The sequence below is a fragment of the Paenibacillus sp. V4I7 genome, assembly GCF_030817275.1.
Classification (GTDB): Bacteria; Bacillota; Bacilli; order Paenibacillales; family NBRC-103111; genus Paenibacillus_E.
Genome location: NZ_JAUSZD010000002.1, coordinates 680,396 through 700,866, shown reverse-complemented (window position 1 = coordinate 700,866; position 20,471 = coordinate 680,396). Strand labels below are relative to the sequence as shown.

Here is a 20,471-nt window from a genome sequence, read left to right as displayed (position 1 = left end):
GTAGAATAGAAAAGGCGGTTGCAATTTAGACACAGAATACAAAGGTAGGAATTTTAAATGACAAACTTACTACGTGAATGGAAGTCACAATTTCATGGTTACAGCCGAAATATTCTACTATTCTTTTGGTTTAATTTTGTATGGAACTTAGGTTTAGGTATGTTTGGTCTCGTTTATAACCTTTATGTTAGAAGTCTCGGCTATGACCAAACGACTGTTGGCAGCATGGTTGGCATGGCGTCTCTGGCCGCGGCCATTATTCTTATTCCCGCGGGCCTAATGAATGATCGTTTCGGGCCTAAGCGTGTCATTACATTTGGACTCATTTTTACCATCATAACATTGACTGCTCGTTCCCTTATTGAAGCCAATGAGGGGATGCTCATATCGTCATTCTTAGGCGGTATGGCTCTTGCTGTTGTTTCTGCAACCATTCTTCCGTTTATGGCCAACAACTCTACCCCACAACAGCGCGTTCACCTGTTCAGCTTTAACATGGCTCTTGTCATGCTAGCGAATGTAGTTGGTATTGCACTGGGGGGCGTTCTCTGTGACCTTTTTCAATTCATTATCGGTTTAGACGAAATTCAAAGCTTGAGATTTACATTATTAATTGGAGTCGGTATCGCAGCACTTGGCTTTATACCTATGGCTTTTTTCGAGAAAAGTGAGCAAGAAATACAGCCGCGCAGCGAATCACTAAAATGGAAACAAGTGTGGAGCGTACATAAACCATCCATACAGGTTATTGGTATTTTTTGTTTATTAGGCTTGTTGTCATCCATGGGTGGGGGCATGATTGTCCCCTATTTAAATGTGTATTTTGAAGATCGCTTTGACGCTTCCAAATCCGCAATTGGCATCGTCGTAGCTTTAGGTCAAGCCGCAACCGCGATTGCTTTTCTCATTGGACCCATGATTGTAAAAAGATTTGGAGAAGTTAAATCTGTCGTATACCTGCAGTTATGTTCAATTCCATTTCTCCTCCTAACCGCTTTTTCTGCTAACTTTTACTTATCATCGGGTGGATACTTGTTCCGACAAGCCTTAATGAACGCCGCTAATCCTTTTTATAATTCGATCAAAATGAGCTACGTCAACCGATCACTCCGGGGATTAGCATCCAGCTCAGGGGAAGCGGTTTTTCATCTAGGTTGGTTCCTTGCTTCTCCCCTAAGTACAGGCCTTGTTTTCCACTATGGCTCTTACTACGGATACGCGTATGCTTTCTGCATCACAGCTGTAGTCTATACAGTAATCTCCTATTTATTCTACTTCTTTTTCGGAAAAAATCGGTTTAAACCCGTTGATGAATCCGCATAAAAAATTGCTTCTTTCTATCGTTGACTTGAACGATGGAAAGGAAATACAATACTTGAGAGCGCATTCATTTCTATATCCTAGTGCTCATTATCGATGATCGATTGTGAGGGGATTTGCTTATGCGGAATAAAATCTTCTTTAATGGACAAAGTATCGTCTTAACGTGGATGATTTCCTATATCGTCATTCTACTTTTACCTGTGGCGATCGGCTTATTATTGTACATGGAATCCAGTAAAACACTGAAGGAAGAAATTCAGCAAGCCAATGATTCTCTTTTAAAACAAGTTCGGGAAATTATGGACAATCAGTTTAAAGCCATGGAACAACTGAACTTCGAGATTACGTGGAATGTAGGCGTCCAGGAGCTGCTCTATTCGAATAAATATGAAGCATTTCCCAAAGAATATAGATATGATGCTTATCAAATCTCACGTGTCCTTTCCATGTACAAAACCTCCTACCCGCTAATTGATTCTTTCTATATTTATTTGAATAAAGATCAATCCGCTATTCTTCCTACCACCGTTAGAACAAAAAACTTTGCCTATGAAACTTTACATATGAGCGATGCTTTCTCTTTCTCTTCCTGGCAAGATATTGTGACCCGAAGCAATTTCAAAGGCTTTATTCCCATGTACCGGATTGGTGACGATAACAAGCTGCAAAAAACGGTAGCTTACATCAGCACATACCCACAAGAGCATAATAAACCACTGGCTACCAATGTCATTATGGTCGATCAGTCACGTATTATTGGCGCCATTCAAAATATGGAAATTTTCAACAAAGGTCACGTACTTATCCTAAATAATGAAAATCAAATTTTAGCTTCCAACTCCACAGATTCACTTCCTGCCGATTTTCCTTTTGATAAATTAGAGAGCTCGTCTAACTTCTATTACACCGATTCTAGTGGCGAGAAATATGAAGTTTTCAATATTCAGTCACCTCGTTCCAAACTAAAATATGTGTCTATGATGCCCAGCACTGTGTATTGGAAAAAAGCCTCTCACATCCGCAACCTGACTTATACGAGCATGGCGATCAGTTTGCTTGGTGGGGGTATCCTGACCTACGTATTTCTAAGAAGGAATTACAATCCAGTACGTCGGTTGGTTCAAGCATTTTCCAAAAAACAGACCCTACAATCCCGTCGAAGATATAATGAATTTCATTTCATACAAGAAGCCGTGGACAATACATTAATCGAAATTGCCGATTTCAAGAGTAAAATGGAGCAGCAGCGGCATATTGTCCGCTCCCACTTTATCGAAAAGCTGCTGAAAGGAAAACTAGACAGCCAAATTCCTATCGATGAGGCCTTAACAACCTTTGAAATGAAACTAGACCGGCAGGATTTTGCCGTCATGCTATTTGTTGTCGATAAGAGTGAACCCTTTTTTGAACGAATTAACCATACGCCCGAAGGGGACAAATGGAAACTTCTTCAATTTATTATTATGAATGTCGTGGAGGAGCTGTTATCGGAGCGGCACCGCGGTTATGCAGCCGAAATTGACGATACCCTTGCTTGTTTAGTCAATTTAACCATGGAGGATGGATATAGCTCCAAGCTGGAGTTACTTAGAATCGCAGACAAAGCGCAAACTTTCCTCTCATCGACCTATGACATTCATCTTACAATTTCAATTAGTAGTATCCACGAACGCATCGCTAATGTACCTCAAGCTTTCTTAGAAGCCCTAGATTCCATGGCCTTCAAGCTTGTTATGGGTGGACCAGAGATTCTATCATATGATGATTTGCAAGCAAATGTCACTTGCGAGTCTAATACTGGCTATTATTATCCAACGCAGATTGAGCAGCAATTCATGTATGCCGTGAAGCTGGGGGAGCTTGAAGAAGCACAGCTGATTCTTACCGAGATTATGAATAAAAACTTTGATAATCCTGGCATTTCGGTCTCCCTAACGAAGTGCCTCATGCTCAACTTAGTAACCACCATGATGAAAAGTATTAGCGAAACCGGAGATATTCAGGAAAGCTTTTTTATCCGCAACCCTAAACTGCTCGACCGACTTCTATGCAGTAAAACCGTTCAAGACATGCAGCTCCAGCTCAGTGAGATGCTCGAGCAAGTATGTGCTTACACGTCCGCTAAACGGCAGCATACGATTTCACATACACGACAGAAAGCACTGCAGCAATTAGTAAATGAAGTAACGGCCTACATCGAACATAATTATACAGATGCCAATCTGAATGTCACGATGATTGGCATCCACTTTAACCGCAAAGCCACCTACCTATCGAAGCTATTCAAGGATTATGTGGGAGAGGGGCTGCTCGATCGCATTAATAAGGTCAGAATCGAAAAGTCCAAGCAGCTGCTGGGGCAGCAAGAACAATCGGTAGGCGATGCAGCTTACGGGGTAGGCTTCAATGATATTAATGCTTTTATTCGGGTTTTCAAAAAGGTGGAGGGCATCACACCAGGGAAATACAAAGAGCTGATCGAAAAATAAATGATATGACGTAATTACTGTTAGTTAAGACAGCCGCGGTGCCCCTTTTTTCACATATAAGGTAGTTGCAACGTTCCTGCCCCTGACCAGCTGCGATATTCTGCCGTTCCTCAAGCAAATATTGGCTATTTTGATGAAGCAATTGGATATTTTGTAGATTCTACACGCAGAATTCGAGAAGCAATTGGATATATTGCAGATAGTTGAAATGGAAGCGTTATCATATACTTAGGTCAGACATACGGCTCCTAGGCTAACATAAGCTTAAACCGTTTTCCAGGGAAACTCATTATCGCTTCGCGACCCGTTTTCTTAATTCGGCAATGCTTACACTGCCAGTTTTTCTGGCGAAAAACTCAGTAACGCTTTCGATGCCAGTTTTTCTGGCGAAAAACTCTTAGGAGGTCAACCTATGAAAAAGAACAGAAAAAAAATGTTCACCATGCTGGTTGCAACATCATTGATGGGGAGCTTAACTGTCGCATGTACATCCAACACCCCGACTGCAGTTGATACGGCAAGTCCTAAAGCAACTACTGGGGGAACGACGGCTCCGAACACAACTGCTGTCACTTATCCGCTCAAATCGGACAAAACATTAACTTACTGGGGCGAGCTTCCCGGTAACCTAACTGGCGTAAAAGCAGCCCATGCAGATGTTCCCTTCTTCCAAGATTGGCAGAAGAAAACAGGCGTTCCATTGAAATTCCTAGCTCCACCTACGAACCAAGGCGCTCAAGCTCTGAACGTTATGTTAGCATCAGGTGATCTGCCCGATATGATTGAGTTTGATTGGCAGGGAGCATTCCCCGGGGGGCCTGAAAAAGCGATCAAAGACGGATACATTCTGAAACTGAACGATACGATTGATAAATTTGCTCCAAATTTAAAGAAATACCTCAAAGAGCATCCTGATGTTGATAAACAAGTAAAAACCGATAATGGCAGCTATTATTCCTTCCCTTTTATCCGCGGCGATGATTATCTGCGTGTGTACCAAGGTCCTATCATTCGGAAAGATTGGCTTGATGATCTAGGTCTGCCTGTTCCTCAAACCATTGATGAGTGGTACACAACACTTAAAGCCTTCAAGGAGAAAAAAGGCGCTACAGCCGCTTTCTCTGTCGTAAGTGTTCCCAGACCTTTCAACGAGCTAGGAAACGGCGCTTTCGCCGGTGCCTTCGGTGTGACACGTGATTTCTACATCGATAATGGAACAATTAAATTTGGTCCAGCTGAGAAAGGCTACAAAGACTTCCTTGCTACTTTTCACAAATGGTATGAAGAAGGACTCATCGATAAAAACTTCGCAACGGCGGATGGTAAGGCTTTAGACGCTAACATGGCCTCAGGCGCAACAGGTGTTACCGTACAAAATGCAGGTGGCGGAATCGGTAAATGGCAGCCGCTAATAACGGCTAAAGATCCTAAAGGAGTTCTCATCGGAGCTCCATATCCGGTTCTCAAAAAAGGTGACATCGCAATGTATGGTCAGAAGGATCCAGCGAATTCGCCTGGAGGTATGGTTGCTATTACAGCTTCTTCCAAAAATATTGAGACCGCAGCGAAGCTTCTTGACTATGGTTACTCCGAAGAGGGCCATAATTACTTCAACTTTGGAACCGAAGGTGTTTCGTATAAAATGGAAAACGGATATCCGAAATATACGGACCTTGTCATGAAAAATCCTGATAAATTGGCACCTGCGCAAGCGCTGTCTCTCTATGTCCGCGGTAACTATAATGGTCCATTCGTCCAGGATAAACGCTATATCGAGCAATATCTGGCTTTGCAAACACAACGTGATGCCGTTTCTACTTGGCAGAAAACGGACGTTGATAAACACAAATTGCCTCCTATTACAGCTACACCAGAAGAAAGCACAGAGCTTGCCAAAATCATGACTGACCTCAATACACTAGTCGACGAAATGACGCTCAAAATTATTTTAGGAACAGAGCCCGTCGATAGCTTTGATAAATACCTGGAGAAATTCAAATCCGTTAAGCTAAGTCGTGCTATTGAAATCAAAAAGGCATCCTTAGATCGTTTTAACAAAAGATAGATAACAAGCCAAGGGGAGGGCTGCGGCTCTCCCTACTTTACTAGAATCCCATGGCGAAAGGAGAGATATCATGCGTAAAGCAGGGGAAACAACCTTTCAAATACGCTTCAAGCGCGATTTTCTGCTGAATAAATATTTATACCTGATGATGGTTCCCGTTCTGGCTTACTACTTTGTTTTCCATTATGCGCCGATGTATGGAGCCTTGATTGCGTTCAAAGAGTATACCCCTAATAAAGGTATTCTAGGTAGTTCGTGGGTTGGCTTCCAACACTTTAATGATTTCTTCAGCAGCTATTATTTCTGGCGAATTCTCAAGAATACCGTCATCATTTCACTGTACTCCTTATGCTTTGAATTCCCTGCTCCCATTATTTTGGCGATTCTTATTAATGAACTAACGAATAAAAGGTTTCAACGCTTCGTGCAGACGGTCACGTACATGCCGTATTTTATTTCGCTGATCGTAATAGCCGGAATGATCAAGGATTTTACGAACAACGGCGGTTTAATTAATAACTTTCTGACTTACTTTGGCTTCAATGATACGGCTATGCTGCAGAAACCAGAATTGTTCCGAACGATCTATATCTTATCTGAAATTTGGCAAAAAATCGGATGGGAATCGATTATTTATTTAGCTGCACTCATGGGCATTGATCAGGAGCAGTACGAAGCGGCGAAAATGGACGGGGCCAACAGAATCAAACAAATTTGGCATATTACCCTACCCGGTATCCTCCCAACCATTGCGATCATGTTCATTTTACGCATGGGAAATTTATTGAACGTTGGCTTTGAGAAAATTATTTTGCTCTATAACCCCAGCACCTACGATACGGCAGACGTCATCTCTTCTTTCGTGTATCGCAAAGGGCTTATAGAATTTGGTTGGAGCTACAGCTCAGCGGTTGGTTTGTTCAATTCTGTGATTAATCTAGCCTTACTCATTGCAGCAAACAAAATAAGTAAAAGGATAAGTGAAAACAGCTTATGGTGAGAAAGGAGGTGCTGAAGTGAATACTAGCTATTCGGACAAAGTGTTTGTCACGATCATCCACGTCCTCTTGCTCATGCTTGTCGTCGTTACCTTATATCCACTTCTCTATGTTACCTTTGCTTCGTTTAGTGACGCCGGCCAATTGATCACGCATAAAGGGTTCCTGATTAAGCCTCTGGGCTTCAGCATTGAAGCTTATAAAAGCGTTTTTAATAACCCTGCTATTCTAAACGGTTACAAAAATACGATATTCATCCTCTTTTTCGGTGTCATTACGAATCTAGTTGTAACCGCTTTGGGCGCATATGTTCTCTCTCGTAAAAATGTCATGTGGAACCGTGTATTCATCTTCGTTGTCGTATTAACGATGTTTTTCAGCGGTGGACTTATTCCTCTTTATCTCGTTGTAAAAGGCGTTGGATTAATCGACTCGCTTTGGGCGACCATTTTACCCTTTGCTGTCAACACATTTAATCTGATCATCATGCGAACAGCTTTCATGGCAGTCCCAGAAAGCTTGGAGGAATCTGCTAAAATGGATGGGGCCAATCATTTTGTGATTCTTTTTCGCATCATCATTCCACTCTCCATGCCTGTTATTGCCGTAATGATCTTGTACTATGCCGTTGAGAAATGGAATGGTTGGTTCTATGCCTCCATCTTCCTAAAGGATCGTGATCTCTACCCGCTCCAGCTTACCTTACGGGAAATATTAATTGCGAATAACACCGATTCCATGTCATCAGGTGCTAATGCTGCAGAGCAATTCCAGATTGGGGAGACGATTAAATATGCAACCATCATGGTAGCTTCGGTCCCAATTCTTATCTTGTATCCCTTCGTGCAAAAGTACTTCGTCAAAGGCGTCATGATTGGCGCTGTCAAAGGGTAAAACAAATCGCCGTTCGCCTCTTAAACGAGGTGACGGCGATTTGTTTATTCTAAACCGGGAGCTGCGGCTATGTTGGGAATCCAGGAGGACCTTGCCGAAGTGTCGTTCTTTTTCTTCTTTTATACATCCATACACCGGCAAGTGCTGTTAAGACAATGGCGATGATTCCTTCCGGACTGGGCATAGCCAAATAACTAAATTCTGCTTTCACAAGAACGAACTTTTTCAGAATCAATGTATCAATGAAGGCATTTCCAGCCATGTGCATGAAGACGGCTGGCCAAACGCTTCGAGTCATCAGCAGAATCTCACCGTACAGAACCGCCATGACGATCATGCCAAGCATCATGCGAGGGATAAAGGTGATCATGCTTTCCGTGGTCTCCACGAATAGAAATAAATAAGGGAAGTGCCACACGCCCCAAATGAACCCCACAGCAATATGAACGATAAAACGATGATAACCTAGCGTATAAAGCTTTGGAGCCAAATAGCCTCTCCATGCAAATTCCTCAAAAATGTTTTTGATGAGGCTTGGTACAAGAGCTAAACCGACTGCTGTTAAATAGTGCGAAGACATTGGGGACATATCCGTCCACCCCAAGCTTGAACTGATTCCGACAATCACTATTGTCATTAGAGGAAAGAATAACAGGCTCAATATATAAAGAAATACGTTTCCTTTGACCCGAGGTCTGATGCCGAAATCTTTCCACCCATCTCCCATCCAACTGCGCAAAATGACCATCGTCAGAAGCGGAGACACAATCCAAATCAATTGTCCCAGACTGCCATTCTCATCCGTACCGGCCTGCAAATCAACTAGCCGTCCGATCCAGCCGCAGCTTAACGCAACAAGCGAAAAAATAATCACATTCCGCAGCGTTTTGTTATCCGTCATTTTCAAGGTCTCAGCTCCTCTTTTATTTTGTGTACATATTTCTCGTACCACGCCTTCAAGAAATCATAATAATCACTTCCGAATTCCAAAGTATCCAGCCTGCTTCTCACCTTCGGGTTGTTGAGTAACTCTTGGTTTTTCCCTAGTTGTTCCCGATTCATTTGCTGAAACATCTTCAAAGTGGACCGGACCGTTTCGATCTCATTCAAGTACGCTTCGATGATATCGAGTTTTCTAGATTCTTCGACGTAGTTGAAGAAGAACATTTTGACGAGTGCGGGATCCCTTGGTTTGTCTAATGCGATCGGCTCACCAGCCCAACTCAGGAATTCCTTTTCTCCTTTCTCTGTGATCGAGTAAACCTTCTTGTTCCTCCCCCCCTGACGTACCTCCGTTAAATGAACATGCCCATTCTGAACGAGTTTCTTTAAGGCAGGCTGTATGCTCCCTTGGCTGGAATTATAGAAAAATCCGGTGCTTGCCTCCATGCTTTTCTTAAGATCATACGACGATTTATCCCCGTCCAGCAGCAAACCCAGAATAATTTTGTCCTGCATGATGGATACCTCCTTTTATTTCTAATAGACATGTCTACTAGACATATTTAATTTAACTTAATGTTATTCCCTTTATTTGCTTCTGTCAACATGATTACACATTGCAGCCAGCAGATCGTCACAAGCAAAAAGGGAACCCCGAAGGACAATGTCATTAAGTTAGGCCCAAAGACAAGACCGTGAATAAAAATAGAATCCAAAACGGCATGGGAAAAGCCCTGTGCCGTTTGTTTTCTTGCGCCAGCAAGGAAAAAGCGTACAGCAAACAAAGCGGATGAACTTTCCGCTTAAAAAAATGTTCATGTGAAACGAATTATGCTACTCTGTAGACGAAGCTAACAACGGATTTGTAGCGGATTTTGCGCGTATTCTGCTGTCCTGGGCGGATGGGTCGAATCGGCAAAATGTTTTTGCGAATCAGTGCTTCAACATCGGGCGGGGGTTCATCGTCCCTTGAGCGCAGGAAATGTCTACAAACGTGAACGGCAACTGTGAAGTTGACTTGGTATTGGTGCCGTTTATCCATTTGGGAAATGACTACGTGCGAGGTAATCATTTCAGCGAAATTGTACATGATCATTCTTGCGAAAATCTCTTGGGTGATGGACTCTTGTCTCTTTGCGTGAAAATTCGTCAGACCTACCGTGTATTTTAATGCCCTGAAAGAGGTTTCGATGCCCCATCGCATGTTGTAAATGGACTTGATTTCATCGGATGGGAAATCAGCGGCAGAAAGATTCGTAATGACGGTTTCATAAGCGCCATTTGGCAAGACGAAACGAACAACCCGAAAGGAAATCGGGTAAAACAAGTTCTCATGCAAATCCAAAAAATCAAAGGTAGACGTGGAAGGGACGAACTTGTAAATCTCGGGATGAGCCCTGACCTCTTTGGTTTGTTTTTTGGTGAGTGTCAGATGAACGTCCAGATCAAACGCTCCGCCAGAGGGCAAACGCAAGCCCGAAAGAATACCACTGGAATCCAAATCCTTTACCCGTATGACATAATTCCACCCTTTTCGTTCAATATGAGCGAAATTGTTGTAACTTTCATAACCTCTATCGGCAGTAACAATGGTTTTGCCCTTGATGGGGGAACGGTCAACCATAGCAGCCAGCGCCCTTCCCTCATTGCTCAACCTTCGTGGCTGAATAATCGCATCCACATAAAGTCTATTGCACAAGTCATAGGCTGTGTTCAAATGCAGAAGGTTATAGCCTTTTGTGTTCGGTTGACTTTGAAAATAGGTGTCCGTGTCCGCAGAGTCAGTTGCGATATGCAAATCCGAACCGTCAACGGCAAGTAATCGATACCCACGGTAGTCCTTGATATCGGTATACGATTGCGTAAATTCGTGAAACAAGAATTCCACAGCAGATGGCAGGATTTTATTCCTCTGTTGGACAAATGCAGAGGTGGTTGCGGTATTTACGTCATAGCCCTGCGATTTCAAGAGTTCCTTATATAAGCTGTTGCCCCCCATTGAGATCAGGAGTTGCATAACCGTTTCAAAGGGAAGCTTTTTCTTTCGGGTAAAATCTTTTTCGGGGTTTTTGACAAAAGGTGCTGGTGCAGCTGACATTTCTCGTATGAGGGATGTCAGTGTTTCTTTTAGCGAATTCGAGTACTCATCCATTGGCGTAACCTCCTCGTTTTTTCAAGGGGCTTCGCCACACATTTCCAACTGCTTGTCAAGTTCTTTTTTCTTTTGGACGTAAAAAAAGAGCGGGTTATCTTTTCGATAACCTGCTCTTTTTCTTGATTTTGGCCTTTCGCCTTAACTTAATGACATTGCCCCGAAGGATTCCCTTTCATCTTAATCTGTGTAAGCCAGATTACTTGCGATCATTAATAGCTTTAATGATTTCTACAGGAATTTTCGGCTTTCTATCATAGGTTAGAAGGCCGTTAATTTCCTGCTCAACGTCGGTTAACTGCGTGTAACAGTATCCCTGTACAACGCCTGAGTTTAACAGAGGACGTATGACAGCGCGCAGCTTTTTCTCATAATCCTCGTCATTATCCGCCCCGGAATATCCCCAACCTTCCCATTCGCTTTTCTTGTAAGCAATACCGCCAAATTCGGTAACAAGAATCGGCTGATCTTCATAAGGGAAGCCTTCAACAAATAAGCGGCGATTCGCTGGCATCGCATGAACAGCTTTATCGATAGAACTGTAGCGCTCTTCCAGCACACCTTCACGCCACTCATAGTCATGAATGGTGAACAGATCCGTTTTCACTAGCTCCCAACCATCGTTAGACACAACCGGACGCATCGGATCAAGCGATTTAGTCAAATGATACATGGTCAAGGCATGCTGCTGCTGCAATTTATCGATTTGAATATTAGGCACTCCCCAGCTCTCATTCAGGGGCACCCAGGCAATAATGGAAGGATGATTGTAATCGCGCTCGATAGAGCCAATCCACTCATTCGTAAATCGACTAACATACTTCTCTGTATATTCGTACGCATTAGCAGCCTCGCTCCAGACGACTAATCCGAGTTTATCGCACCAATATAGAAATCTTGGATCCTCCAGCTTTTGATGTTTCCTCGCACCGTTAAAGCCCATTGCCTTCGTTAATTCGACATCTTGCTTGATCGCTTCATCACTAGGCGGCGTCAAATTGCCATCTGGAAAATATCCCTGATCCAGAACCATTTTCAAAAAATAAGGGCGGTTGTTCAAGCATAATTTACCGTCTTCGATGGATACCTTACGCATGCCGAAATAACTCGTTACCACATCTACAGCTTGATTATCAACCAGCAGCGTGAATGTGACGTCATATAAATTCGGATGATCAGGTGTCCACCAAGCTCCGAGCCCATGATCGTTGAAATCATTCAGGCGAATTTTTCTCGCCCCGGAGCTGCTTCTCATCCCATACGTATCTTCCGAAACGAGTTCTCCATTAAATGAAATCTCTACTTTGAGCTGTAGCTTGGCACTTGAGTCAGAACCCTGGATAAAGAATTGGAATTCCACTTGTTTCTCATCGATATCCGGGGTAATTTTCACTTTGTCCAAGTAGCCGTCGGCAGATACCGCTTCCATCCACACGGTTTGCCAAATGCCTGTCGTCCTTGTATAGAAAATACTTGCGGAATCCGTATGCCAATATTGCTTTCCTCTCGGCAGCGTAACATCTTTGCTATAATCCACCGCTTTGACAACCAGTTTATTCGTCCCAGCCTGAAGCGCATCCGTGATGTCAGCATGGAAAGGGGTATGCCCACCTTCGTGCTTAGCAACTAGCACCCCATTCACCCAAACCGAAGCTTCGTAATCCACCGCTCCAAAGTGAAGAAGAATCCGCTTATTCTGAAAAGCTTCGGGTAAAGTTAGGTCTCGGCGGTACCAGACAACATCGTGAAACTCATTACTCCCAATGCCGCTCAATTTACTTTGAAAAGCGAATGGCACTTGAATGGTCTTGGATAACTTTCTATTCCCTAAATGCCACTTCTCTTTACTGCCCACACGATCATCATCGAATTCAAATTCCCATTCGCCATTCAGGTTGATCCAGCTATCTCTTACAAATTGAGGTCTAGGGTACTCAGCTCTTGGTTGGTTGGTCATCGGTCATCATTGCCTCCATATAATTAATTTAAAAGTTAACTAAATAACATAAATAACTCTTAAATTATTATCATATCAAGCTCCCATAATGTCAATATGCGTTATTTAATTAACTTTTAAGTAATGCAAAAAGAACACCTCTTTCGAAGGTGTCCGTTCTTTTTTACCATATATTCAATCGATGTATCCGGCAAACCCCTTTTTCATTAAATAGTCCATCTCAGCTTCCAAAATGGTATCTACCGTCAGTTCTGTCAATTTCACATCGGGTCTGCCCAGAATATGATCGATCAGTTCATCGCTATCAATATCCACTTCCCCTTTGGCATTTTCTTCTGCTTTACTAATAAAAGCTTTCTCATATTGCAACACTAGCTGAATTTGCTGAGTATCAGCCTTCGTTTTTTCTACGATGAATTGTAGAAGCTCTTGCTCGTTTAATTGCTCAGTCATTTGAAGTCATCTCCTATTGGTTGTTTATGATATTGTAGCATAGTTGCTCGTGTTTTTAATTATACTCTCTTTCGTATGACGGCTGTACCAATCATACACACAGGTATCAGAAATCCAAATGTGCAAGCGTAGGTAAACCATATTTTAGAAACAAAGTTAAGAAAGTAGCTTGTATTTGGGTATGACACAATGGATAAAACGATCATAATCATCCCTAAAGGGAAGAGCAGGGGACGAATTTCTTTCATCTTCATAATTTGAGCGAGACTAAGGGCTGAAGCATAAAAACAAATCGTAAGCTTGAAGAATATTGTGATAAACCAGATTCCCGCCATAATGACTTCCAATCTTTCCAAAAATCCTCCAATACTGATCATTTTAGCCAAGTCATAGCTTGGATACATTTGCCTTGCAGTCGTGCCTGCACCAAGAACCAGAATCGATATCAGGGATATAATGATCAATATGACTCCCGCGATCATCGTTCCCATAAGAAATGCTTTATTAGCTTTTTGGGCGCAATTCACATAAGGAATAACCATCAATAATACGATAAGTTCCATAAATGGGGTTCCGATAAAGGGTAAGCTCGCTCTGATAATAGGCTTAAAGCCTCCGCCAAAATAAGGTTCAAGTTGAACGAGTCGGATCTGAGGCAGCAGAAAAATGACCATAGCACAAAAGAAAATCATAACCCAAGGGAAAAAAATTTCCCCGGCACGCGCAATGGTTTCAAGACCGTGCCAATTTGCCATAATTACAGCTGCGAGAAATATCATGATTGTAAACTGAAGCGGTGTATCTGGGAGAACCTGAGTTGTCATAAAGTCGCCAATGTTTCGCAATACAAGAGCAGCAAGGAGGAAAAAGAAGCTAAAATAAAGTAAGGTAACTATTTTCCCTATCCAAATGCCGAAAATAGCCTCGCACATCTCCACCAAAGTTTGCTTAGGAAATTGCCTTACCAATGCACTATATAAGTAGACTGTCAGTAATCCAATACTTACTCCCAGAATGGCGGCTATCCATGCATCTTGCTTTGCTTCCACGGTGAGGCCTGCTGGAGATATTAATATGGAACTTCCAACCGTAAATAGTGTGACTAGAATGGTGAATTGTCGGATACCAATAATACCATTTTCCATTTCTTTATTGTTCCCTCCTCTCGTTCTATCTAATTTATTGCAAAAGCCTTAGTATGAACTCACTAAAAGGTTGAAAAACAAAGGTGATCAAATCTAGAGGGTTGGGCAGCTTCACACGCAAACTTTGGGCAATGCTCAGGAATGTACCGAGCAATAATAAACAACAAAAAATAAAGAATTCTTTATACTGCCTTTTCTTCCTAAGCTTTGGGATCTCCAGCATCGCGATAGCCGTAGAGACCAATAGTATCATAGCGATTGTCCACATTTTTGATCATTCCTTTGAATTTTGTACCAGAGGATCACTTACGGTGCCCAGGCGACGAATCTTCACATCTGTATTCACATGTACAGGTAAATCATGGAATTCTTCCTTCCATTTGTCTTTGTTCTTATTCCAATATTTGGGGGCCGCGCGATAAATCGCTTCACCAAAGCCGAAAATATCCACATTATATTTTCTTGCTTTTTGAATCGTCGATTCGATAATGGTTTTCACCTCTTTTTCCGATAATTTCTCCAGTTCTTCAATGGTCTGAGGATCGAGAAGATCGATCTTGCATTGGACTTCACCCACATTCTGCTCAACAAAAACATCAACATTAATTTGCGGCTTGCCGTTCTCCACTTTTCCTTTCATTCTCGTTTTCGCTCGTACCACTTCTACGGCTATAATCCCGCCCGTTGGACAAGTTATATGTCCGATCGTGCTCTTAACGTTGTCTAAAATATAATTGTAGCCTTTGCTTTCTTTTTCATTAAGCCAACCGATAAGTTTGTCCTTTTTAAAAATGGCTACACCCGAATATTGCAAGAATGCAAAAGGGGCTGTTCGATTCACATTACTTTTATTTTCACTTTTACTCGGATCTCCGTTGATTTGTATGCCTGTTAATACAGGATCTTTTCCTTCTGTTTGCAGATCGGAAATTAACGTATTTAATTTTACTTTAACCGAAGGCGCCCAAAGCTGTTCGGACAACTCTAAAGTTTTAAACATTTTATTTGAGGGAATTTTCTCAATAGGTGTAAGGATATTTAATATATTCGCAGCCGTTGTTCCTCTGGCTACAACAATATTGAAATCAGCTCGCATTTCATGATTCCTTGAAATCCCATCCAGTATCGGCGTAATCCCTTCTCTAGCCAATTCTTCGCTAATCACAAGAATCCGAAGATGAGAAGAGTACACCTTTCTTGGACTCTGTGTGGTAATTTTTCTTAATGCTTCAAAAATGGTTTTGGATGTAGCTTGAAAAGTGCTGACAGGCGCAGCCAGTCCGACCCCGCCCTTACTTGAAGCCACTTCAGCAGGGTTAACAATTTGAATCGTCACCTGCACTTGATCATCTTTTTTATCAAAACCCATTCCAACCGATATGGCGATATCATTAAGCTCGCGCCGACTCCAACATCCCGTGAGTAAGCCAATCATAATAAACAAACCAATGAAAAGCATGACACATCTTCGCATGATGACTCCTTTATCTAGGGCCTGGGTTCAGGCTTATTTGAAGAAGCATTGTTCTCTCGAATGTTATTTTTTTGACTGATGAGTCGAGGCCTTTCATGTAATGCCCATTGCGGCAAACGAAAAATCGTATCTTTCTGATCCGCTAGGATAAAGGGTGCCATTGGCGACATATACGGAATTCCGAAGGACCTTAAACTGCACAAATGAAGAACAATAGCGATAAGCCCCACTGTAACGCCATATAAACCAAAAGATGCCGCGATAAGCATTAAAAGAAATCTCAAAATTCGAATCGTTATCCCCATATTGAATGAAGGAATGACAAAATTGGAAATGGCCGTGATGGCCACGATGATAACCATCGCCGGAGATACCAAACCTGCTTCTACTGCGGCTTGCCCGATGACTAGTGCTCCTACAATGGAAACAGCTTGTCCGACAGTCTTCGGCAACCTCACACCGGCTTCTCGAAGGATTTCGAAGGTGATTTCCATGACGACCGCTTCGATAAAAGCTGGGAAAGGGATTCCTTCTCTTTGAGCGGCTAAACTGATCAGAAGTGAGGAAGGCAGCAGTTCTTGGTGAAAGGTGGTTATGGCAATATATAGCGATGGAGCCAACAACGAGATGAAAAAACATACATAACGTAGTAAACGAAGGAGTGTTGCAAAATCCGCGCGTTGGTAATAATCCTCAGCAGATTGATAAAATTGAGTGAATAACGCAGGTGCCATAAGCACAAAGGGAGTGCCATCGACAAGAATAGCAATACGTCCTTCCATTAAGCCTGCGGCAATAACATCAGGGCGTTCCGTATTGTACAGAGTAGGGAATGGGGTGTATGTTTCGTCTTGGATCAACTCTTCAATATTGGCACTTTCAAAAATCGCATCAATATCAATGCGCCCAAGCCGAATTCTTGCTTCCGCCACCAACTTGTCATTCACAATGCCATTCATATACATGATGGCGACGTCCGTTTTCGTCACACGCCCGATTGTCATGGATTCCATCCATAAGTTGGGGTCTTTTATTTTACGTCTGATCAGCGCGGCGTTGGTGCTTAACAGCTCAGTAAACCCTTCCCGAGGTCCCCTTACGACTGATTGAGTCGTTGGTTCTTCAACGGAACGATGTTCCCCGCCCTGTGTATTCGCCGCTAACCCCTGTACATATCCATCCAGTAAAATAACCGTTAACCCCGATAAAATAGATTGATATAAGGTATCAAAATCAGGAATTTCGCGAACTTGACCGAGGGTGCTCACTGAACTTCTTAAAGCGTCCAGCGGGAACTCACATGAATCAACTTTTAGATTTTCGGTAAGCAGGGTTTGAATAGCGATTGGACTAATCAGTCCATTCATGTAAATGACTCCTATTTGTACCGGATCTGCGTCATTCAGATGTATGGTCTGCGTAATGAGATCGCTACTATTTCCAAAGGCTTTCTTGACTTTGTCGAAGTTAAGATCAAGGGACCCCTCGAGTAATTCCTTTGAAATTGAGAAGCCACTCTGATTGAACCGAGCATCAGTTGAGTTGTTATAATTATTCTTAAGAATTTTTTTAATAAACTCCACGAATTCGCCCCCTATTCAAGTGATCTTAGTTCTTTGTTAGTGACTTTCGAATTGCGGCAACCCCTAGTATGAGAACCGGGTATAGGAGCCCCATGGTTAGAGCGTAGGGAACCCAAATTTTGTTATCAAATTCTGCCAAATAGGCAACATTGGGATAGACCACAAGCGAATAAACAACCAGAATCATTCCTAAAGGTAAAACGAGCGGGCGATAATTTGCCATATTTAAAAATTGTGCTAGTCCTATAACAAAACCATAAAAATAGATGGTTGTCTTATAGTAAACAGTTAGAAACCATATTCCCGCTATAAGGATTTCAACACGTTCCAAAAAATTACCAATGCTGATCTGTTTGGCCAAAGCATAGCTTGGATACATATGTCTTTCTGTCATTTGAACTCCTAATACCGATATGCATAAAAAGGTGATAATGACGAAGAACACTCCACCTAGTAAGGTAGCAATCAGAAAAGCTTTTTTTGCTTTGCGATATTGATTGACATGAGCAGGGAACACCATGAATAGAACGATAAAAGGAAGTGAAGCAGTACCCGCCACCGATAAGGCTCCTTTTATCAAGGGTTTTACTCCAGTTGTGAACATGGGCTGCAGCTTTTCAATTCGAACCTCCGGTAAAAGACATAGGACCAAAATAATAAATAGCATTATGATCCACGGAAAAAAAATCTCTGCAGCACGAATTAAGGTTTCAAGTCCAAGCCGCACCCCCATCACAACAACGAGAGCATAAATAATATTGATAGCTTGAATAGGCGTATCAGGCATCACTTGCGTGTTAATAAAATTTCCTAGATCGAACAAAACTGTAGTTGCTCCGACAAAAGAAAATAAAATAAAAAATAAGGAGAGTAGTTTTCCCAGCCATTTACCAAACACTTTTTCATTATATTGAACTAACGTCATGTCGGGAAAAGAATCACTAACCCTGTTGTATAAGCAAACGACTAACAAATTTAGGACAACTCCCAATATAGCTGCGAGCCATGCATCTTGTTTGGCATCAGCAGCAAGCCCCGATGGAATAAGCAGGATTGTCGTCCCAATCGTATAGATAATCACAAGTACAGTAAATTGGCGTACTGATATTTTAACGTCTTTCAACATAAATTCCCTCACCTGGTGATTCCATTTAATGATACTATTCCCATATTCCCAAGAATCATTAACAAGATATGGATTTTCTAATTGTTTCACATCATGATTAGGATTAAAGTATAGATAAAAGGGAGGGCTTTTATGCATTTGGAGTCACGTGTTGAGGCACTGGAATTGAAGGTCAAAGAACTCGAAGAACAACTGAGTATCCTGCTTGAAAGAACGAGCAAGTCGCAAGCTCAGCAAGTACATACGACGCAACCAACATTTGATCAAACACCGCAATCCACGCAGCACCGTCAGCATGAGGTGACAATACCCATCAAACAACCTGCGCCCCCAAGAGATTGGGAGCATTTGATCGCTCGCGTGTGGCTGCCGCGGATATTCATCGTCGTCTTTCTGTTAGGTGTCCTATGGGGCTTTACAGCAGCCGTTAATGCAGGGATTATCACCGAACCAGTTCGCTGCATACTGGGTGTCATCGTCGCTGGCTTCATGTATTGGCAAGGAGAAGTCCAAATTCGCCGCAAACGCATGGCTCTTGGGCAAGTGCTGCTCGGTGGATCCAGCGGGGTCCTTATTTTATCGCTTTTCGCAGCACATATGCTATTCGCGTTGATTCCATCCACACTTGCGTTCGTTCTATACATCGTATCTATCGCTGCTAGTGTATTTACTGCGGTCCGTCACCGCTCCCAGGCACTCATGATCATTACCTTACTCGCTGGTTACCTAGTGCCTTTCCTAGTCGATTCAGCCAAACCAAATATTTGGGTATTTGCAGGCTATGAAGGGTTATTTTCAATGGTCATGATTGTGTTATCATTGCGCTATTCCTTTCGTGGCGCTTATTTTACTGCGTTTGGAGTTCTACATCTTCCTTTACTCTTTTCAACTCTATTCGCAAATGAAATGGGCAACCGACCTGCTATCCTTACCGTCGTTATTTTGCAGCATTTGCTCCTCTTTGCGATATCTATCCTACGTTCTAAAGACAACCAGATTGGGCAGCGAATCACTTTATTCTTTAGCTTTGGCCTGCTCGCGGCGTGGACGTACGGCCTATATGGCGATTCCAAAGATCGTGTCTTCTATGAATGGATGCTAGCGATATGGTCGCTTCTCTATAGCGGTACTTCTTTTTGGCTGTATCGTCAAAAGAGAGCTTTCTCCGTTCCGCTATCTATTGCAACGTTCAGCGTTTTCCTTTGGCTCATCTACGTGCTGCACGCGGATCAAGCCGGCTCCGCCATTCTTGTAGAAGGTGCAATCGCGCTATGTTTAGGTGCTAAATTCAAAAGCAAACTTCAGCAAATCAGCGGGGCTATCACTTATTTCATTGGGATGTTGTTCGTCCTCACTCACCCAATACGTGATCTATTGTCAGCCGAATCCTTTGCGTGGCTTGTACTCGTGGCAACCATTGGCAGTCTATATGCTTTCTACCGTGCCACACTTGAAGAAGGCCGTGCTCGAACTGAAATTAGTCTCCTCCTGTTATGGATGGAGTTAATACTCTTACTTGTCTATCTCACACAGCTGACTAATTCCCTGACACGAACGATAACCTATGATTACCAGCATTTGATACTTTCAGCAGTCTGGGTTGTTTACGCCATTCTACTCATCGTCTTTGGACTCATTGTCCAAAAGCCTAAAGCAAGGCTAGTGGGTATCATCTTCTTATTCGTCACCCTACTCAAAATTATTTTCATTGATTTACCTGACGTATCAACAACTGTTCGCGCTATCCTGTTCATAGGACTTGGAGCCATTGGTGTAGGTATTTCTAGATTATTTTATAAACGGAAGGAATAGATTTCTCACGCGAAAAGACCGCCCCGAGCCAATAAAAAAAAAGAGACCCACAGCAACG

15 protein-coding genes are annotated in these 20,471 nt (G+C 42.5%); 6 read left to right on the top strand and 9 right to left on the bottom strand.

All coding sequences use genetic code 11. The annotated features are described in order from the left end of the window. The first annotated feature begins 57 nt into the window (after window positions 1–57). The 5 genes from QFZ80_RS04305 to QFZ80_RS04285 all read left to right on the top strand — a co-directional run bounded on the left by QFZ80_RS04305 (window position 58) and on the right by QFZ80_RS04285 (window position 7,769). The gene (locus tag QFZ80_RS04305) at window positions 58–1,323 is read left to right on the top strand and encodes an MFS transporter (protein ID WP_307557438.1); all 1,266 of its coding nucleotides are present in this window, start codon (window positions 58–60) and stop codon (window positions 1,321–1,323) included. 119 nt (window positions 1,324–1,442) lie between these two features. Then, the gene (locus tag QFZ80_RS04300) at window positions 1,443–3,812 is read left to right on the top strand and encodes an AraC family transcriptional regulator (RefSeq protein ID WP_307557436.1); all 2,370 of its coding nucleotides are present in this window, start codon (window positions 1,443–1,445) and stop codon (window positions 3,810–3,812) included. A gap of 412 nt (window positions 3,813–4,224) precedes the next feature. Beyond that, on the top strand, window positions 4,225–5,877 hold the full coding sequence (locus QFZ80_RS04295; protein WP_307557434.1) for an extracellular solute-binding protein: 1,653 nt from the start codon (window positions 4,225–4,227) through the stop codon (window positions 5,875–5,877). A gap of 70 nt (window positions 5,878–5,947) precedes the next feature. Beyond that, entirely contained in the window at window positions 5,948–6,877 is a 930-nt protein-coding gene (locus QFZ80_RS04290; RefSeq protein WP_307557432.1) for an ABC transporter permease, read from the top strand. A 73-nt stretch (window positions 6,878–6,950) separates the two neighbouring features. After that, a complete protein-coding gene (locus tag QFZ80_RS04285) occupies window positions 6,951–7,769 on the top strand; it encodes a carbohydrate ABC transporter permease (RefSeq protein WP_307564024.1) in 819 nt (272 codons plus the stop codon). Between the two features lie 67 nt (window positions 7,770–7,836). Here the strand turns inward: QFZ80_RS04285 and QFZ80_RS04280 are convergent, their stop codons facing one another. The 9 genes from QFZ80_RS04280 to QFZ80_RS04240 all read right to left on the bottom strand — a co-directional run bounded on the left by QFZ80_RS04280 (window position 7,837) and on the right by QFZ80_RS04240 (window position 18,739). Further along, window positions 7,837–8,670, bottom strand: a complete 834-nt coding sequence (locus QFZ80_RS04280; protein ID WP_307564022.1) for a CPBP family intramembrane glutamic endopeptidase — start codon at window positions 8,668–8,670, stop codon at window positions 7,837–7,839. Window positions 8,671–8,672: 2 nt separating this feature from the next. Beyond that, window positions 8,673–9,227: a PadR family transcriptional regulator gene (locus QFZ80_RS04275; protein WP_307548554.1), complete on the bottom strand. Its 555-nt coding sequence runs from the start codon at window positions 9,225–9,227 to the stop codon at window positions 8,673–8,675. Between the two features lie 313 nt (window positions 9,228–9,540). Next, window positions 9,541–10,863: an IS4 family transposase gene (locus QFZ80_RS04270; RefSeq protein ID WP_307557430.1), complete on the bottom strand. Its 1,323-nt coding sequence runs from the start codon at window positions 10,861–10,863 to the stop codon at window positions 9,541–9,543. A gap of 199 nt (window positions 10,864–11,062) precedes the next feature. After that, the gene (locus QFZ80_RS04265) at window positions 11,063–12,820 is read right to left on the bottom strand and encodes a glycoside hydrolase family 2 protein (RefSeq protein WP_307557428.1); all 1,758 of its coding nucleotides are present in this window, start codon (window positions 12,818–12,820) and stop codon (window positions 11,063–11,065) included. Window positions 12,821–12,994: 174 nt separating this feature from the next. Next, window positions 12,995–13,273, bottom strand: coding sequence for a hypothetical protein (locus tag QFZ80_RS04260; protein ID WP_307548558.1), 279 nt, complete (start codon window positions 13,271–13,273; stop codon window positions 12,995–12,997). Window positions 13,274–13,332: 59 nt separating this feature from the next. Next, a complete protein-coding gene (locus tag QFZ80_RS04255) occupies window positions 13,333–14,418 on the bottom strand; it encodes a GerAB/ArcD/ProY family transporter (RefSeq protein WP_307548559.1) in 1,086 nt (361 codons plus the stop codon). Between the two features lie 274 nt (window positions 14,419–14,692). Continuing rightward, a complete protein-coding gene (locus tag QFZ80_RS04250) occupies window positions 14,693–15,892 on the bottom strand; it encodes a Ger(x)C family spore germination protein (RefSeq protein ID WP_307557426.1) in 1,200 nt (399 codons plus the stop codon). A 14-nt stretch (window positions 15,893–15,906) separates the two neighbouring features. Beyond that, complete coding sequence (locus tag QFZ80_RS04245; RefSeq protein ID WP_373460008.1) at window positions 15,907–17,475, bottom strand: spore germination protein; 1,569 nt, start codon at window positions 17,473–17,475, stop codon at window positions 15,907–15,909. 25 nt (window positions 17,476–17,500) lie between these two features. Then, entirely contained in the window at window positions 17,501–18,739 is a 1,239-nt protein-coding gene (locus QFZ80_RS04240; protein WP_307557424.1) for a GerAB/ArcD/ProY family transporter, read from the bottom strand. Here QFZ80_RS04240 and QFZ80_RS04235 point away from each other — a divergent pair. After that, window positions 18,734–20,413 carry a DUF2339 domain-containing protein gene (locus tag QFZ80_RS04235; RefSeq protein WP_307557422.1) on the top strand — a complete coding sequence of 560 codons (1,680 nt, stop codon included), beginning with the start codon at window positions 18,734–18,736 and terminating at the stop codon, window positions 20,411–20,413. The two genes, QFZ80_RS04240 and QFZ80_RS04235, sit on opposite strands and share 6 nt — an antisense overlap. Window positions 20,414–20,471: the final 58 nt, after the last annotated feature.

Coding starts and splice junctions, on each gene's coding strand:
- QFZ80_RS04305 (WP_307557438.1), top strand. CDS start 58: ATGACAAACTTACTACGTGAATGGAAGTCACAATTTCATGGTTACAGC.
- QFZ80_RS04265 (WP_307557428.1), bottom strand. CDS start 12,820: ATGACCAACCAACCAAGAGCTGAGTACCCTAGACCTCAATTTGTAAGA.
- QFZ80_RS04240 (WP_307557424.1), bottom strand. CDS start 18,739: ATGCATAAAAGCCCTCCCTTTTATCTATACTTTAATCCTAATCATGAT.
- QFZ80_RS04270 (WP_307557430.1), bottom strand. CDS start 10,863: ATGGATGAGTACTCGAATTCGCTAAAAGAAACACTGACATCCCTCATA.
- QFZ80_RS04295 (WP_307557434.1), top strand. CDS start 4,225: ATGAAAAAGAACAGAAAAAAAATGTTCACCATGCTGGTTGCAACATCA.
- QFZ80_RS04280 (WP_307564022.1), bottom strand. CDS start 8,670: ATGACGGATAACAAAACGCTGCGGAATGTGATTATTTTTTCGCTTGTT.
- QFZ80_RS04235 (WP_307557422.1), top strand. CDS start 18,734: ATGCATTTGGAGTCACGTGTTGAGGCACTGGAATTGAAGGTCAAAGAA.
- QFZ80_RS04290 (WP_307557432.1), top strand. CDS start 5,948: ATGCGTAAAGCAGGGGAAACAACCTTTCAAATACGCTTCAAGCGCGAT.
- QFZ80_RS04250 (WP_307557426.1), bottom strand. CDS start 15,892: ATGCGAAGATGTGTCATGCTTTTCATTGGTTTGTTTATTATGATTGGC.
- QFZ80_RS04285 (WP_307564024.1), top strand. CDS start 6,951: ATGCTTGTCGTCGTTACCTTATATCCACTTCTCTATGTTACCTTTGCT.
- QFZ80_RS04300 (WP_307557436.1), top strand. CDS start 1,443: ATGCGGAATAAAATCTTCTTTAATGGACAAAGTATCGTCTTAACGTGG.
- QFZ80_RS04255 (WP_307548559.1), bottom strand. CDS start 14,418: ATGGAAAATGGTATTATTGGTATCCGACAATTCACCATTCTAGTCACA.
- QFZ80_RS04275 (WP_307548554.1), bottom strand. CDS start 9,227: ATGCAGGACAAAATTATTCTGGGTTTGCTGCTGGACGGGGATAAATCG.
- QFZ80_RS04260 (WP_307548558.1), bottom strand. CDS start 13,273: ATGACTGAGCAATTAAACGAGCAAGAGCTTCTACAATTCATCGTAGAA.